A 16,836-nucleotide genomic window follows, 5' to 3' on the forward strand; every position below is an offset into this window, starting at 1 on the left:
TTCGCGCGCTCACTTCATGCGCTCGCTTCATGCGGCTGACCAGGTGATGGCTGGTGAATGTCCCTACGGCGCCGGGTGGTTCGAGCGGGGCTGTACGGCACCGGGCTGTACGGGCGGGTCCCGCCGGACCACGGGCTCCCGGGCCGGGCACGGCGGCTCAGGGGCTGACACGTTCCTCGGCCACGGCACGCGCTCCCCTCCGGCGGGCGCGCGGCGCGCTCCTTCTGCCCGGCAGGTAGACCAGCGCCTCCGTCGCCGCGAACCGCAGCACGAACGTGGTCAGCAGCGCCAGCGCCGTCGCGGGCAGCACCGCCATCCCCAGCCGGCCCACGAACAACGCGATGAGCGGAATGCGCAGCAGCAGATCGGCGTTGGCCAGCAGTGCGAACCGGCCCACCCGGTCCGCCCAGTGCCGGTGGCAGCGGCGGTCGCGGAAGAGCAGCACCTCGATGAGGAGGAAGTTCCACACGACACCGAACTGGTTGGCCACGATCTCGGCCGTCAGGTAGTGCATCCCGGCGGCGGTCAGCAGATGCAGCCCCGCGAGGTTCGGCACGAATCCGGTGAGCCCGATCAGGCCGAACCCGATCATCCGCGCCACCGGCGAGGCCGCGCGCAGCCCCGCGAGATGCCCGAGGAACCGCATCCCTTCCCGGGCCGTCGACTTGGACTCGCCCGCGAACCGGTCCTGGAAGACGAACGGCACCTCCGCGACCGTCTCCGGACGGCAGCGCACCGCCAGCTCCAGCAGGATCTTGTAGCCGAGCGGCCGCAGGACGTCGGCGGTGACCACACTGCGGCGGATGGCGAAGAACCCGCTCATCGGGTCGCTGACCCCGCGCAGCCGACGTGGGAAGAGGGCTTTGGTCAGCCAGGTCGCCCCACGGGAGACGGCGATGCGATAGCCGCCGGCGAGGCCTTCCCGGCTGCCGCCCCTGATGTACCGGCTGGCCACGACGAGGTCCGCCGATGCGCGCTCCCCCGCCGCCACCAACTCCGGCACGACCGCGGGAGGATGCTGGAGGTCGGCATCCATGACGACGATCCATTCGGAGCCCGCCTGCTTCATGCCCTCCACGACAGCTCCGCCGAGCCCGCCGACCGCCTCGCCGCGGTGCAGTACCGAGACCGGGAAGGCGCAGTCCTGCGCGGCACTGCGGATCACGTCAGGGGTGTCGTCGGTGGAGTCGTCGACGAAGACGACCTCGCAGGGCAGCCGGGCAGGCACGGATTCGCTGATCCGGCGCAGCAGTTCGCGGATGTTCCCCGACTCGTTGAAGGTCGGGATCACGAGGGTGACGGCACCGGGCTCGGCGATCTGGGTGGCACTCGACTTCGGATCGCCGAGTTCCTCGGTGCCCGTACGGGGGGTGGTCACAGTTCGCCTCCATCGGTCCGGCTGACACGGCGGATCTCGATGCGGTCCTCGCCGTCGCCGAACACGGCGACCGGCGTCGAATGCTCCAGAGCGGCCTTGACGTTGGGGAGATCGACCGCGTCGCGCCGAACGGTCGGGGACGAGACGACGTAGTCGATGTCGCGCCAGCCGCGGGGCATGGTCTTCGTGACGGCCGGGTCGAGGTCGGCCTTGTAGAACCAGATGGCACCGGTGCCGGGCGTGAAGCCGTCGTGCACGAGATCCAGCCACAGGGCGTCGTCGACGAGCACCCGCGTGCCGGCGGGGTCGTCGACCTCGTTCTGGAGCCAGGTGGCGGCGGCGCGGTATGGGGCGTTGGCGTCGACGGTGAGGGCGGCGCGGTTGCCCTCGTACCAGTGGGGCGCGATGTACGCGGTGGCGGCGAGCGCGAGCAGGGCGGCCACGGTGATGCGCGTGACGCGCCGCCGACCGGTCCCGGAAGTCGGGAATGCGCCCCCCGCCCGGCGGGGCCGGCCGTGCCCCGTCGGGGCATCACGGCCCAGTGGTTTGCGCAGCACCGCGTGCGCCACGCTCGCCGCGCCGCCCGCCAGCACCAGCGCCAGGAACGGGAGCGCCTGGATCACGTACATCGCCGGGAGGTAGCCCGACGGGCGCATCGCCACCCCCGCGAGGATCGCGACCGCCAGCGACGGGCCCGCGAGCGCGCGTGCCGTCACCGACCAGCGCAGGGTGCACAGCAGCAGACCGGCGCCCGCCAGGCCGCCGAGCGGCAGCACCGTGTCGTAGTAGAGCCACGAGCGCAGCACCCCGTGCGAGCCGGAGCCCTCCTGGAGGATGAATCCGGAACCTGGCCGGCTCATCTGGTACGTGATGCCGTCGATCAGCGACACATGCCCCGGGCCCGGGAACAGCTCGTCGTTGAGGAGCGCGTACAGCGGGTACGCCAGGCCGATCAGCACGCACGCGGTGATCGCGCCGGTCACCGCGAACTTGCGGGTGTCGCGGTGGCTGTGCCTCCACATGGTCACCACCAGCGCGGGCAGCACCAGCAGCATCGTCTCCTTGGTGAGCACCGAGGTCGCCGCCGCCAGTCCCGCGGCGAAGTGGTGCCACAGATGACGGCTCGGGGACGCGGCGAGGCAGAACGCCAGCAGCATCCACATCACCGCGATGTTGTCGAGGAAGATCTCCCGCTGGAGGACCACCGACAGCGGCGACAGGCCGAACAGCAGCATCGCGAGCCCCGCCGCCCAGCGCGGCAGGAACAGCCGGCGCGCCAGGACGTAGAGCAGCACCGCACACGCCGCGCTGACCAGGAGCATCGCGCAGCGCATCGAGGCGACGGTCATCGACTCGGGTGCGACGAGGGAGGGCAGCCAGGTCAGGAACGCGATCTGGATCCAGCCGAGCGGCGGGTGGTCGTACCAGTACGTGTAGTGGGCGAGCCCGTCGCCCTGCTGGACCGCCCACGCCTGGGCGAGGTAGGTGCCCTCATCGTCGCTGAGGGTGGGGAAGTTCGTGATGTTCCAGCCCTGGACGAGCAGGATCAGGCACAGCAGCCCGGCGCAGAGCAGCAGATCGGGCCGTGAGCTGCGGAACCGTACGACCGGCCGGACGAAGCCGGGCACGGCCTGCGGCGCGCGGTCCGGGCGGGGCGGGGTGACGGCGGCGTCTTGGGGCGCCTCGGGCACGGGAGGCAGGGTGGTGGTCACCGGCCGGCCTCCTGACGGGTGTCGCTCAGGTCGGTCAGGTGCGCGCCGACATGGCTGGTCAGCTCCCACTCGTTGCGGCCGCGGTGCTCGCGCCAGACCGCGCGCACGGCGGCGCCGGCCAGCAGCACCTGGTAGAACGGCCCGCCGACGATGAGCTTGATGTAGTGGACGGGGCGGACCCGCAGGCCGTACTGCACGCCGAAGTCGTGCAGTCCGACAACCTCGAACACGAACGTGACCATGGCCGTGATCAGCGGCAGGAAGGACACGATGGCGATCCCGACGGGGACGTCGAGGAAGAGCGCTATCCCGACGTTCACCGGAATGATCAGCCCGGAGAACGCCTGCAGGAACGGTGTCATCAGGGTGTAGCGGGCGAGCATCCGCTGACCGCGGCCCGGGAGCTGTGTCCAGTCCTTCTTGCGGTAGACCTGAAGAAAGCCCTGGTTCCAGCGGGTGCGCTGCTTGAGCAGGCTCATCAGCGTGCCGGGGGTCTCCTCCCGGGTGACCATGTCGCTGTCGTAGGCGACGACGACCTTCTTGCCGACGGACGACAGCCGTACGCCGAGATCGCAGTCCTCGGCCAGGCAGTCCGGATCCCAGCCGCCGGCCTCGCGCAACACGGTGGTGCGGACGAAGACGGTGTTGCCGCCGAGCGGGATGAAGCCCTTCTCGGCGTGCAGATGCAGCCGGCTGCGGAACCAGAAGAAGTACTCCAGGCAGTTGCGCAGGCTGTACCAGCTCGAATGAAAGTTGATCAACTGCACACCGCCCTGGACGACGTCCGCGCCGGTGGTGGTGAAGGCGTGGTCGACGTGCGCGAGGAGCTCAGGGTGCACCTGGTCCTCGGCGTCGAAGACCCCGACGATGTCGCCGCGGCAGTGCGGCAGCGCGGTGTTGAGCGCCTTTGGCTTGTTCTTCACCTCATGGGTGTCGGTGACGACCCGGACCCGGACCGGGTCGCGGGCGGCGGCCCGCTCGGCGACGGCAGCGGTCTCCGGGTCGTCGTGACCGACGATGACGATGATCTCGAAGTTCGAGTGGCTGGACTCCAGCAGCCTCTCGATGGTGTGCTCCAGCACCGCCTGCTCGTGGCGGGCGGGCAGGAGCAGCGAGAACGACAGCCCCACGCCGCCGTCGGGCCGGACGAATCTGGTCGAAGCCAGCGTCTCCGGCGTACGCCAGGCATGCATCTGCCACCACAGCGTGAACGCCGCCATCCAGAAAAGCGCAACGGAAATGGCAACAACGAACACCGATATGAGCACAAGCCCCCCTAGGCCCGTGCGCCGCGGCAAGTTTCCCCTGGCCGTACGACGACGCACGCAACTGCCCCGCGCGCGTCACTCCCCAGTGAGCACGCCTCCAGCTGGTCTGACTGGTCGTACGGACCCTAGAGGCGGAACGTTTCATTCCGCTGCCGGTCCGATAATATGACTGACAACGTTCAGTTGGTGAGCTTCCGTACCAGTTCTGATGCCTCTGTTGTAGGTGCATCGCACACAAAGGCGCGACAGACGTACGCCGCCGAACTCCCGTTCACCAGCGGGCGGTTCCTCAGCAACGGGAACTCCTCGCCGTCCGCCTCACCCACCGCCACGACCGCGCCCGGGGCCGTCGAGAGCAGCGCCGCCCGGTGCAGCTCGCCACGGTGCGGATCGCCCGGCTCCCCCACGACCGCCACCTCACGCGGCCCGTCCAGCAGCGCCTCGGCCACCGCGAGCCCCCAGCCGATGAACCGCGGAGCTCGCGGCCCCAGCGCCTTGACCACGCCCAAGCCGCCCTCGGCGGCGGTGCGGTGGGCGTCGGACCCGGTGTGCGCCGCGTACGACAGCAGGGCTCCGGCCGCCGCCGACCAGCCCGAGGGGGCCGCGCCGTCGGTGGGGTCCTGGGGCCGGCGGATCAGCGGCTCGGCGTCGTGAGCGGTGTCGAAAAAGGCCCCGCCCTCGACCCTGAACCGGTCGATCACCATGTCCAGCAGGAAACCGGCGAACTCCAGCCAGGTGCCCTCACCGCTGACCGCGGCGAGCGAGAGGAAGCCCTCGGCGACGTTCGCGTAGTCCTCCAGGACGCCCGCGTTCGCCCCGGCGCGGCCGTCCTTGGACGTGCGGTGCATCCGCAGGCCACCGGCCGAGAAGTCCATGTGCAGCCGTACGAGCAGATCGGCGGCCTCCGTGGCCCGCTCGACCAGATCGGGGCGGTCGAAGTACGCGCCCACCTCGGCGAGAGCGGCGATCGCCAGCCCGTTCCAGGCGGCCACCACCTTGTCGTCCCGGCCCGGCCTGGGCCGCTCCTCCCGCGCCGCGAGCAGCCTCGCCCGCAGCTCGGGGTCCGCCTCGGCGCCCGGCAGTTGCAGCACGGAGGCGCCCTCCTCGAAGGTGCCCTCCTCGGTGACTCCGAACAGCTCCGCGGCCCGCGCCCCGCCCTCGTCGCCGAGCACCTCGCGCAACCGCGCGGGCGTCCACACATAGAAGGCGCCCTCGGCGTGCCCGCCCTCGGGGGTGTCGCTGTCCGCGTCGAGCGCGGAGGCGAAACCGCCCTCGGCCGTGCGCAGTTCGCGGACCAGGAAGTCGGCGGTCTCCAGCGCGACGCGCCGCGCCAGATCACTGCCGGTGGCCCGCCAGAGGTGGGCGTACACGCGGCACAGCAGCGCGTTGTCGTAGAGCATCTTCTCGAAGTGCGGTACCAAAGGCCCACCGGCCCGCTGTCGAAGAACGTACCGATGGAAGCCCCCGCCCAACTGGTCGTAGAGGCTGGAGCGCGCCATGGCGTCGCAGATCCCCTCGGCCATCTCCAGCGCCCCCTCCGACTTCGTCCGGGCGTGGTGCCGCAGCAGGAACTCGATCACCATGCTCGGCGGGAACCTGGTGTCACCGGCGCCGAGCCAACCGCTCACCGGGTCGTACTCCCGGGTCAGCCCGAGCAGCGCCTGAGCAAGCTCCTGCTCACCGGGCAGGCCGCCCACACCATGGTCCAGCTGCTGCGCTGCCAGGTCGCGAGTGATCCTCCCCGCGACCTCGCCGACCTCTGCGCGTCGGCCGCTCCACGCGCCCTCCACGCCCTCGAGCACCTGCCGGAAGGACGGCATGCCATGCCGCGAGGCGGGCGGGAAGTACGTGCCGAAGTAGAAGGGCTCCCCGTCCGGCGTCATGAAGACCGACATCGGCCAGCCGCCCTGCCCGGTCGCGGCCTGCACCGCCTCCATGTACACGGCGTCGACGTCGGGGCGCTCCTCGCGGTCCACCTTGACGTTGACGAAGTGCTCGTTCATGTACGCGGCGGTCCCATCGTCCTCGAACGACTCGTGCGCCATGACGTGACACCAGTGGCAGGCGCTGTATCCCACGCTCAGGAAGACGGGGACATCGCGCCGACGAGCTTCCTCGAAGGCGGCGGGCTCCCACGGCCACCAGTCCACCGGGTTGTCCGCGTGCTGGAGGAGGTACGGGGACGTGGCGTGCGCAAGTCGGTTGGCCATACCCCCATCCTTACTCACCCTCCTGGTCACCGCCCACGCGCCACGGTCACGCTCCGCCCGCGCGCCGCACCGGGCCGTGCGCACTCGCCCGACTCCCTCGCGCCGGCGGCCCGGACGCAGGACACTTGACGCCGCAACGACTGGGTAGCCGAACGGAATTGGCGCACGTCGAGGGGGACGCACATGCGAGACAGCCACCGGGTGGAAGCGGAGCGGCTGTTGGGCCGCGCCGTGGAGGAAGAGGTACGGCGCGGCGGCGGACGGACGGACGGGCAGATGCTGCTCGCCCGTGGGCGGGCCGCGCTGGAGACCATGGCGGCGAGCGCGGCCGAGGAGTACGCCGCGTACGAGCGTGCGCTCGACGAGGCGGAGACGGGCGCGCTGCCGCTGTCCGAGCGGTTCAGCAAAGGAAACCTTTCCACACCGGCCCTGGTGACGGCCGTCGCGGCCGTCGCCGCGATCGGCGCGGACGTCGCGCTCGGCACCGCGGCCGGCACGGCGCTCGGCGCGGGAGCCGTCGTCGCGGTCGCGGGGGCCGCGACCACGGTCGCCAAGGTGACCGCGTCGCACTGGCCGGCGGCGCACCGCAGGGCGGGGGCGGCGGCCCAGCCGGGCGGTGTGGAGCAGCTGCGGCTGCAGTGGCTGACGGCGCTGGAGGTACGGGGCATCCGCCCGTTCCTGGACCAGCAGCGGATGCTGGCCTCGGCGGCGCGGCCCGCGAGGAAGGCCGCGGCGGCGCCGCAGCTGCGCGGCGCGGACCGCAGCGCGGCAGCGCGCCGCAGGTCGGTGCTGGAGCAGTCGTTCGCTCATCTGCCGCAGGCCGAGGGCCCCTTCGCCGGGCGGCGCGATGAGCTCACGCAGGTCTCCCAATGGGTGCACGCGGCCCGCGCATCGACGCAGACCCGGCCGACGGTGGTGGTCCTCCACGGCGACGCCGGATCGGGCCGCACGACACTGGCGGTGCGTGCCGCACACCACCTCAAAGACCAGTTCCGCGGCGCGTGCGTGGTCGATCTGCGCGGTGAGAGCGGGCATCCGCTGTCCACCCGGGACGCGCTCCTGCACCTGCTGAACCGGCTGGGGGCGCCGCGCGAGCAGCTGCTGTTCCGGGAGCGGTCGTCACCCGAGCAGCAGGTGCGGCGGCTCGGCGAGCTGTACCACCAGCATCTGACCGGACTGCCGGTGACGGTCGTGCTGGACGACGCCGGCGACGCCGAGCAGGTGCGGACGCTGCTGCCGGAGCGCTCCGACAGCCTGGTGCTGGTGACTGCGCGCCGCCCGCTGGAGCTGCCGGACGACACCCCCGCCTGGATCCATCAGCTGCCGGTGCGGGCCCTGGACGCGGCGGGCGCCGACGAGCTGCTGCGGGCCGCGGCCGCGGAACCCTCGGCGGGGCCGTACGACGCCCAGTCGGCGGACGCGGTGCGGGAGCTGTGCGGCGGGCTGCCGCTGGCACTGCGGATCGCCGGGTCGTCGCTCGGGGAGCGCAGCACGGACCGGCTCGCGGCGGACCTGGGGGCCTACGGGCCGGTGGCCCCGGTGGAGCGTGCCCTGTGGCTGCGGTACACGGACCAGCCCGAGCAGGCGCGGCGGCTGCTGCGCCGCCTGGCGCTGGCCGGGCGCGCCTCGCTGGGGGCGGCGGCCGCGGCCGCGCTGCTGGGCGCGGACGAGCAGGAGGCGCAGCGGCTGCTCGCGACGCTGGCGCGGGCGGGTCTCATCGACCACGTACGGGCGAGCCGGTACCGGCTGCACGACGTCGTACGGGACTTCGCGCGGGCCCGGCTGCTGGACGAGGAGGACGCGAAGGACCGGACGGCCGCGCAGGAACGGCTGATCGGGAACTACGCGGACCTGGCCGGGGCGGTGATCCGCATGGTCGATGGGAAGATGTCGACGCGGGCCGGCCAGTTCGGCGCCCATGGCTTCCCGTCGCTGGACGCGGCACTGCGCTGGCTGGACGACGAGTCGAGCTTCATCACGTCCGCGCTCCGGCACGCCGAGGGCGTGGACCAGCAGGCCGTACTCGGGCTGCTGGGCGCGCTGTGCGACTACTGCCTGCTGCGCGGCGACCTGTACCGCCTGGGTGAGCTGACGGAGCTGTCACAGGCGGTGGACCAGGGGCTGCTGGAGCGCTCGGTGCGGTGGCGTACCGGTATCGCGGCCCGTCAGCTCGGTGAGCTGGACAAGGCCAGGACGACCCTGACGTCCGTCGTCGGCCTGTACCGGGAGGCGCAGCACGACGCCGGCGCGGCACTCGCCCTCTGCTCGCTCGGCATCACGCTGCACCATCAGGGCAACCTGACGGAGGCGGCGGCCAAACTGCACGAGGCGATCGAGCTGCAGTCCTCGCCCGAGCAGGCCGAGGACCGGGCCTGGTCACTGCACGCGCTGGCGGCGGTGGAACGGGACCGGGCCCATCTTGCTGAGGCGCTTCGGCTGCTGGAGACGGCACTGCGGCTGCACCGCGAGGGCGAGTCGCTGCACGGCGAGGCGTGGACACAGTTCCAGCTGGGGCAGGTGTGTCTGCGGATGGGGGCTGTGGCGGACGCCGAGGCGGCGCTGCGCACGGCCCTCGATCTGTACGGCCGCACCCGCGACGACCGCGGCGAGGCATGGGCGCTGACCCAGCTGGCGCGGGCCCGGCTGGTGGACGGCGATCCGGGCACGGCGGTGGAGGAGCTGCGGGCCGCCCTGGCCCGCCACCGGGAGAACGAGGACGCCCGTGGCGAGGCGTGGACCCTGTACTACCTGGGGCAGGCGCTGGAGGAGCGCGGCGACCGGGACGAGGCGGTCCGTGAGCTGGAGCGGTCGCGGACGATGTTCTCGCGGATGCGGGACGTGTACGGGCTGGCCTGCGCCCGCCACCACTCGGGCCGCGTCACCCGCGACCAGCGCGCGGCCCAGACGGGCAACCTGCGCAACTCCGGTTTCGCCCGGCAGTTGCTGATGGACGCCCGCGCGGACTTCGCGCGCATCAAGGTGCCGCACGGCGAGGCGTGGACGTGCCTGGAGCTGGCCCTGATCGACGCGGGCAACAACCGGGCCCCGCAGGCGCTGGCGCTGTGCGACGAGGCGGCGGAGCTCTTCGCGTCGTACGAGGACCGCCGCGGCGCGGACTGGGCCGCGTTCCTGCGTTGCACGCTGCTGCCGTACGCCTCCCCGGGCGGGACGGAGGTCGGCACGGTGGTGGCGCAGGAGGAGCTGACCGAACTGATGGCCTCCTCGCACCCGTTCCGGGACGCGAAGCTGGAGGACTGCGCGGAGGCGCTGGCGGTGATGCTGGACCGCGGGGTGCGTCTGGAGGACGGCTGGCAGGTGTGGCACCTGGGCCTGGTGCCGAACCGGCACGCGCGGGAGGTGATGGGGGTGCCGGTGGCGGCGCCGAAGTAGGGCGGTGGCGCCACCGGCTCCAGGGCCGTAGGCGCACCGGCGGCGACGGCTCCGGGCCCGCCCGGCGCTTGAGGACACCCGCGGGCCTGCTCGCGCCCGGCTAACCGGCGCCGCGCCCGCGGCTCCGAGCGCCGCTGCCGTCCCCGTGCACCGGCCACGTGCGCCGCGGCTGGGGCCGGCAACGGAACGGCTGCGGCCACGCCACTCCAGCCCGCCCGGCGCTTGGGACGCCCGCAGGCCTGCTCGCGCTCAGCTAACCGGCGCCGCGCCCGCGCTCCGAGCGCCGCTGCCGTCGGCGTGCACCGCCCACATGCGCCGCGGCTGGGGCCGGCAACGGAACGGCTGCGGCCACGCCACTCCAGCCCGCCCGGCGCTTGAGGACACGCCGGGCCTGCTCGCGCCCGGCTAACCGGCGCCGCGCCCGCGGCTCCGAGCGCCGCTGCCGTCGGCGTGCACCGGCCACTCCAGCCCGTCCGGCGCTTGAGGACACGCCCGCAGGGCGTGCCGCACCCCGCGGCGGGAAGCCGCCGACGCACCGGCACCGTGGCGCAGCCACGCCCGACGCACCGGCACCGTGGCGCAGCCATGCCCGGCGGGACGGCACTGGGCGCGCCGCCGCCGGGGGCGAATCGGCACCGGTCCAGGACGCAGCCGCGCCCAGGCGAACCGGCGCCGCGCCCGTGCCGGGCGCAGACGCGCCCGGCACCCGCCTGCCGCGGGGCCGGGCGCGCGTGAGGGTCAGGCCGAGCCGCCCGCCGGCTTCCGCGTCGCGGTCTTCGCCGTCGCGGACGGCTCGGACTCCGGCTCCTCCTCGAAGTTCACACGGCCCATGTGCCGGTTCATCGACTTCATCAGGGCCCACACGCCGACAGCCAGCGCCGCGAACACGAGAAAGCCCAGGACACCCGGGGTGACCTTGTTCTCGTCGAGCTCCTTGGCGAGGGTGGCGACCTGCGTCATGGCGAGGTTTGCGCTTGCGCTCATGTCAGGCATTGTCGCGGATGCCCGCGAAGAGGTCGTCCTCGGGGAGGGACGTATCGACGAGCGACTTCGCCAGCTCGTACTCCTCCGTCGGCCAGACCTTCTTCTGGATCTCCATCGGCACCCGGAACCAGCCGCCGTCCGGATCGATCTGCGTGGCGTGCGCGATCAGCGCCCTGTCGCGGGTCTCGAAGAAGTCGGCGCAGGGCACATACGTGGTCAGCGTGCGCTCGGCGCGCTCGAACTCCTTCCAGCGCTCCAGCCACTCCCCGTACGGGGACTCCAGGCCCCGCTCGAGCAGCGCCTCGTGCAGGGCGACCGTGCGCGGGCGGTTGAAGCCCTGGTTGTAGTACAGCTTCTGCGGCTGGTACGCCGGGCCGTACTCGGACTCGGGGAACGTCTCGGCGTCCGCCGCGCCGTCGAAGGCCACCATCGTGATCTTGTGGGTCATGATGTGGTCGGGGTGCGGGTAGCCGCCGTTCTCGTCGTAGGTCGTGATGACCTGGGGACGGAAGGCGCGGATCTTGCGCACCAGCTCGCCGGCGGCCTTGTCGATGTCCTCCAGCGCGAAGCAACCCTCGGGCAGCGGGGGCAGCGGGTCGCCCTCCGGCAGGCCGGAGTCGACGAAGCCGAGCCACTCCTGCTTGACGCCGAGGATCTCCCGCGCCTCGTCCATCTCCTTCTTGCGGACCTCGTGAATGTGCTCCTCGATGTAGGCATCGCCCTGGAGCTTGGGATTGAGGATGGAGCCGCGCTCGCCTCCCGTGCAGGTCACGACCAGCACGTCCACCCCCTCGGACACATACTTGGCCATCGTGGCCGCGCCCTTGCTCGACTCGTCGTCGGGGTGGGCGTGCACGGCCATCAGTCGAAGCTGCTCAGTCAAGACTCGATCCTCAATGATTCGTCGCGTCGTGCGGCTTCTATAGTGACCGAATCGGCGGACGGAAAATTCCTGCCTCCGGCACGCGAGGGGAAAGATCATGGCGGCTGTACGCGAGGAGCTACCGCAGGGGCGTTACGGCCGCTCCGCGGACGAGCGCGCGGACCGCAGGCTGCGCATGATCGGCGCGGTGCTCGGCGCCGGCCTTCTCGCGATGGTCGGCTGGTTCGGCTACGACTACATCGCCGGCCAGAAGATCAGCGCCGAAGTGATCAAGTTCGATGTCGTCGAGGGTGCGAACGAGGTCCAGGTGCACCTGGAGGTCCGCAAGGACGAGGACGCCACCGGCACCTGCACCCTGCGCTCGCTGTCGGAGGCCGGCAGCGAGGTGGGCCGCCTCGACGTGCCGATCGACCGTACGGGCGAGAGCCGGATCGACCAGGTCGTGAGGATCCGTACCACCGAGCAGGCGACGAGCGCGGAGCTGCTGGGCTGCAGCGCCTCCTGACCGGGCGGTTTCATCGGCGAGTCACGGGTCTGACCAGGGACTTTTACACTCTGAGCATTTTTGTCCTCCCCCTTTCGCCCCGGAATTGTTAGGCTCGTGGTTTCGCCCGCTCGGGACGGACAATCCTTCTGAGTAGGGCGATGCTTTGTATTCCCAGTACCTACGAGGAGCACCTGTGACCCAGACCAGCGACAACGTCACCTGGCTCACCCAGGAGGCGTACAACCAGCTCAAGGCCGAGCTGGAGTACCTGTCTGGTCCCGCGCGCACGGAGATCGCCAAGAAGATCGAGGCGGCCCGTGAGGAGGGCGACCTGCGGGAGAACGGCGGGTACCACGCGGCCAAGGAGGAGCAGGGCAAGCAGGAGCTCCGGGTGCGCCAGCTGACCCAGCTTCTCGACAACGCGAAGGTCGGCGAGGCCCCCGCGGACGACGGCGTCGTCGAGCCCGGCATGGTCGTCACGATCGCCTTCGACGGCGACGAGAGCGACACCCTGACCTTCCTGATGGCTTCGCGGGAGTACGCGAGCGCGGACATCGAGACGTACTCGCCGCAGTCCCCGCTGGGCTCCGGCGTGAACGGCAAGAAGGTCGGCGAGGACGCCGAGTACGAGCTGCCGAACGGCAACAAGGCGTCGGTGACGATCCTCGCGGCCAAGCCGTACACGAGCTGAGCCCGACCCACCGCAGACCAAAGGGGGCCGGACCACGCACGCGCGGTCCGGCCCCCTTGGTGTGTCCGTGTTCAGACGGAAGCGGAGCGGTACTTGCGGACCGCGAGGGTCCTGAAGATCGCGATGATGACCACCGACCAGATGACCGAGGCCAGAATCGGGTGCTGCATCGGCCAGGCGTCGGGCGCCTGGTAACCCGTCGGGAAGTTCCCGAACAGCTCACGCGCCGCCTGAACGGTCGCGCTGAAGGGGTTCCACTCGGCAATGTGCCGGAGAAACGTCGGCATGTTGTCGGAGGGAACGAACGCGTTCGAGATGAACGTCAACGGGAAGAGCCAGATGAGCCCGCCGGACGTGGCCGCCTCCGGGGTGCGCACCGACAGTCCGATCAGCGCGCCGATCCAGGAGAAGGCGTAGCCGAGCAGGAGCAGCAGGAGGAAACCGGCCAGCACCTTGCCGCCGTTCTCATGTGTGCGCCAGCCGACGAGCAGGGCGACGACCGCGAGCACGACCAGAGTGAGCGCGGTCTGCACCAGATCGGCGAGTGTGCGGCCGGTGAGCACCGCGCCACGTGCCATCGGCAGGGAACGGAAGCGGTCCATGAGGCCCTTGTGCATGTCGTCGGCGATCCCCGCGCCCGCTCCGGCGGTGGCGAACGTGACGGTCTGCGCGAAGATGCCCGCCATCAGGAACTCCCGGTAGTCGGCCGGGGAGAGGCTGCCTCCGACCGAGATGGAGCCGCCGAAGACGTAGCTGAACAGCACCACGAACATGACCGGCTGGATCATGCCGAAGATGATCATCTCGGGGATGCGGGTCATGCGGATGAGGTTGCGCTTGGCGACGACGAGCGAGTCGCCGACCGACTGTCCGATGCCGCCGCGCGGCCGCGGGGCCGTGACGTGGGCGGCGTCCGCTGAGGTGCTCACTTCGTGCTCTCCTTCCGGTTCTTGCGGCCGTGACCGTGCTTCTGTTCGGCGTCCTGCTCCACGCCGTTGTTCTCGTCGGCGACCTCGGCCGCGTGGCCGGTCAGCGAGATGAACACGTCGTCGAGGGTGGGCCGGCGCAGACCGATGTCGTCGATCTCCACGCCACGGGTGTCGAGGTCGCGGATGACCTCGGCGAGCAGTTTGGCGCCGCCCGTGACCGGGACGGTGAGCTTGCGGGTGTGCTCGGCGACCGTGACCTCGCCCTTGCCGTAGGCGGTGAGGGCCTCGCGGGCCGGGGCTATCTCGTCGGGGTGGTGCACGACGACCTCGACGCGCTCGCCGCCGGTGCGGGCCTTGAGCTGGTCGGCGGTGCCCCGGGCGATGACCTTGCCGTGGTCGACGACGCAGATGTTGTCCGCGAGGTGGTCGGCCTCCTCCAGATACTGCGTCGTGAGCAGCAGGGTCGTGCCGCCGCGGACGAGTTCCTGGATGACCTCCCACAGCTGCTGGCGGTTGCGCGGGTCGAGGCCGGTCGTCGGCTCGTCCATGAACATCACGGGCGGGGAGACGACCAGGGCCGCGGCCAGGTCCAGCCGGCGGCGCATACCGCCGGAGTAGGTCTTGGCGGGGCGGTCGGCGGCGTCGGCGAGGTTGAACCGCTCCAGCAGCTCGCCCGCCCGGATCTTCGCGTCCCGCGCGTTCATCTGGTAGAGCCGCCCGACCATCTGGAGGTTCTCCCGGCCGGTCAGGTACTCGTCGACGGCCGCGAACTGGCCGGACAGACCGATGGACCTGCGCACCTCGTTGGGGTGCTGGAGCACATCGATCCCGGCGACGACGGCGCGGCCGCTGTCGGGCCGGAGCAGGGTGGTCAGTACGCGCACGGTGGTGGTCTTGCCGGCGCCGTTCGGGCCGAGAAGTCCGAGGACCGTGCCTTCGGGGACGTCGAGATCGACGCCGTCGAGTGCCCTGACCTCGCCGAAGGTCTTCACCAGACCTTCGGCATGGATGGCGCCTGGCATGGGGGTCTCCCAAGATGACGGGTGGATGGGTCACTTCTGGACGAACATGTACACATGCCCGCGGATCCGCCCAGGCGGATGCGGCCACGTCGGCACAGTAACGCGATACATCGCGTCTCTCAAGCGAGTTACGACATCCGCTGCACACGGGCGCCGCGCGAGTCCTGGGGAGACGGGCCGGGTGCCGCCGGCGTACCGCCGTGCCGTGTGTGCGCGGATGTCGCGTGGGCCGCTGCGGGGCGGATCGGCCTCTCGAAGCGCCGGCGGGCACGGCGGTCGCGTGAACTGCCGCCGGTCGGGTCGACCTCCCGAGGCCGCCGAGAGGCACGGCCCTCGCATGAACCACCGCCGGACGCGCCCGGTCACCGGGGCCGCCGACAGGCACAGCCCACGCAAGAACCACCGCCGCACAGACCAGCCCCCCAGGGCCGCGGACAGGCACAGCCCACGCATGAACCACCGCCGGACGTGCCCGATCGCCGGGGCCGCCGGCGTACCGCCGTGCGTACCTCAGTCGAGGATCGTGTAACCCTTGGCGCGCAGCGCCGCCGCGACCTCCTCGCAGTGTTCCGGCCCCTTCGTCTCCAGGTGCAGTTCCACCTCCACCTCCGTGAGCCCGAGCCGGGGATCGGTCCGTACATGGCTCACATCGAGGACGTTGGCGTCCGCGACCGACAGCGCCCCCAGCAGCCCGGCCAGCGCGCCCGGTCGGTCGGTCAGCCGCAGCCGCAGCGACAGGTACCGGCCCGCCGCCGCCATGCCGTGGCGCAGGATGCGCTGCATGAGCAGCGGATCCACGTTGCCGCCCGACAGCAGCGCGACCACCGGTCCTTCGAAGGACCGCGGATCGCTCAGCAGCGCCGCCACCGTGCTCGCCCCGGCCGGCTCGACGACCATCTTGGCCCGCTCCAGGCACAGCAGCAGCGCACTGGAGAGCTCGTCCTCGGAAACCGTACGGACATCGTCCACGAGATCGCCAATGATTTTGAACGGCACGTCCCCGGGCCGCCCGACCTTGATCCCGTCCGCCATCGTCGTCGGCGCGTCGATCGACACCGGCCGCCCCGCCGCCAGCGACGGCGGATACGCCGCCGCACCCTGTGCCTGGACGCCGATCACCTTCACATCCGGCCGCAGCGCCTTGACCGCCACCGCGATACCGGCGATCAGACCCCCGCCGCCGACGCCGACGAGGATCGTCCGCACCTCCGGGCACTGCTCCAGGATCTCCAGCCCCACCGTGCCCTGCCCGGCGACGATGTCGGGGTGGTCAAAGGGGTGGATGAACACCGCGCCCGTCTCGCGCGCGTACTGCTCGGCCGCCGCCAGCGTCTCGTCGACCACCTGCCCCACGAGCCGCACATCCGCGCCGTACTCCCGCGTCGCGGCCACCTTCGGCAGCGGCGCCCCGACCGGCATGAAGACGGTGGAGCGGACACCGAGAAGCGACGACGCGAGCGCGACGCCCTGCGCGTGGTTGCCCGCCGAGGCCGCGACCACGCCGGCCGCGCGCTCCTCCGGCCGCAGGCCGGCGATGCGCACATAGGCACCGCGCAGCTTGAAGGAGCCGGTGCGCTGAAGGTTCTCGCACTTCAGATGCACCGGAGACCCCACGAGTCGCGTGAGGTGCCGGCTGCCCTCCATGGGCGTCATCCGCGCGACCCCCGCCAGCATCTTCTGTGCGCCGCGGATGTCGTCGAGGATGACGGAACGCAGGATCTCGGGCGTGCGGAAGCTCATGCCACAAGTCTCGCAGTTCGCCCAGCCCAGCGGGTTGCCGTCCGAATCCCGGGCGTCCGGTCACGGGATTGTGCAGCGCCCGTACGCACGGCTTCGTTGCCGCGTACTCTGTCCCCCACCAACCGACCACCGCACGAGAGAG

Annotated in this window: 12 protein-coding genes; 3 read left to right on the plus strand and 9 right to left on the minus strand. The window is 71.5% G+C overall.

Annotation, left to right across the window (positions count from 1 at the left end; all coding sequences use genetic code 11):
• Positions 1-157 precede the first annotated feature (157 nt).
• The 4 genes from ACH5AF_RS32205 to ACH5AF_RS32220 form a co-directional block, all read right to left on the minus strand.
• A complete protein-coding gene (locus tag ACH5AF_RS32205) occupies positions 158-1,378 on the minus strand; it encodes a glycosyltransferase (RefSeq protein WP_398906657.1) in 1,221 nt (406 codons plus the stop codon).
• The gene (locus ACH5AF_RS32210) at positions 1,375-3,090 is read right to left on the minus strand and encodes an ArnT family glycosyltransferase (RefSeq protein WP_398906658.1); all 1,716 of its coding nucleotides are present in this window, start codon (positions 3,088-3,090) and stop codon (positions 1,375-1,377) included. Before ACH5AF_RS32210 ends, ACH5AF_RS32205 begins: the two co-directional genes overlap by 4 nt.
• Positions 3,087-4,310, minus strand: coding sequence for a glycosyltransferase (locus ACH5AF_RS32215; RefSeq protein ID WP_398906660.1), 1,224 nt, complete (start codon positions 4,308-4,310; stop codon positions 3,087-3,089). The genes ACH5AF_RS32210 and ACH5AF_RS32215 overlap by 4 nt, the downstream gene beginning before the upstream one ends.
• A 227-nt stretch (positions 4,311-4,537) precedes the next feature.
• Positions 4,538-6,568 (minus strand): thioredoxin domain-containing protein, encoded by a 2,031-nt coding sequence (locus ACH5AF_RS32220; protein ID WP_398906662.1) that lies wholly within the window; start codon positions 6,566-6,568, stop codon positions 4,538-4,540.
• A gap of 183 nt (positions 6,569-6,751) precedes the next feature.
• On the opposite strand from ACH5AF_RS32220, the gene ACH5AF_RS32225 reads away from it, so the two are divergent.
• The gene (locus ACH5AF_RS32225) at positions 6,752-9,958 is read left to right on the plus strand and encodes a tetratricopeptide repeat protein (protein WP_398906664.1); all 3,207 of its coding nucleotides are present in this window, start codon (positions 6,752-6,754) and stop codon (positions 9,956-9,958) included.
• A gap of 738 nt (positions 9,959-10,696) precedes the next feature.
• On the opposite strand, the gene ACH5AF_RS32230 is transcribed toward ACH5AF_RS32225, so the two are convergent.
• Positions 10,697-10,951 carry a hypothetical protein gene (locus ACH5AF_RS32230; protein WP_398906665.1) on the minus strand — a complete coding sequence of 85 codons (255 nt, stop codon included), beginning with the start codon at positions 10,949-10,951 and terminating at the stop codon, positions 10,697-10,699.
• The gene (mca, locus tag ACH5AF_RS32235; protein ID WP_398906666.1) at positions 10,944-11,825 is read right to left on the minus strand and encodes a mycothiol conjugate amidase Mca; all 882 of its coding nucleotides are present in this window, start codon (positions 11,823-11,825) and stop codon (positions 10,944-10,946) included. Before mca ends, ACH5AF_RS32230 begins: the two co-directional genes overlap by 8 nt.
• Before the next feature lie 97 nt (positions 11,826-11,922).
• Here mca and ACH5AF_RS32240 point away from each other — a divergent pair, with 97 nt between their 5' ends.
• Both ACH5AF_RS32240 and greA read left to right on the plus strand, forming a co-directional pair.
• Complete coding sequence (locus ACH5AF_RS32240; protein ID WP_398906668.1) at positions 11,923-12,330, plus strand: DUF4307 domain-containing protein; 408 nt, start codon at positions 11,923-11,925, stop codon at positions 12,328-12,330.
• A 175-nt stretch (positions 12,331-12,505) separates the two neighbouring features.
• Entirely contained in the window at positions 12,506-13,003 is a 498-nt protein-coding gene (gene greA / locus ACH5AF_RS32245; protein WP_398906670.1) for a transcription elongation factor GreA, read from the plus strand.
• 71 nt (positions 13,004-13,074) lie between these two features.
• Here greA and ACH5AF_RS32250 read toward each other — a convergent pair whose 3' ends face one another.
• The 3 genes from ACH5AF_RS32250 to ilvA form a co-directional block, all read right to left on the minus strand.
• Positions 13,075-13,932, minus strand: a complete 858-nt coding sequence (locus ACH5AF_RS32250; RefSeq protein WP_398906672.1) for an ABC transporter permease — start codon at positions 13,930-13,932, stop codon at positions 13,075-13,077.
• Complete coding sequence (locus tag ACH5AF_RS32255; protein ID WP_398906674.1) at positions 13,929-14,954, minus strand: ATP-binding cassette domain-containing protein; 1,026 nt, start codon at positions 14,952-14,954, stop codon at positions 13,929-13,931. The genes ACH5AF_RS32250 and ACH5AF_RS32255 overlap by 4 nt, the downstream gene beginning before the upstream one ends.
• Before the next feature lie 510 nt (positions 14,955-15,464).
• Positions 15,465-16,694 carry a threonine ammonia-lyase gene (gene ilvA, locus ACH5AF_RS32260; protein ID WP_398906675.1) on the minus strand — a complete coding sequence of 410 codons (1,230 nt, stop codon included), beginning with the start codon at positions 16,692-16,694 and terminating at the stop codon, positions 15,465-15,467.
• Positions 16,695-16,836: the final 142 nt, after the last annotated feature.

This window comes from Streptomyces sp. NPDC018833, from assembly GCF_044390825.1.
Classification (GTDB): domain Bacteria; phylum Actinomycetota; class Actinomycetes; order Streptomycetales; family Streptomycetaceae; genus Streptomyces.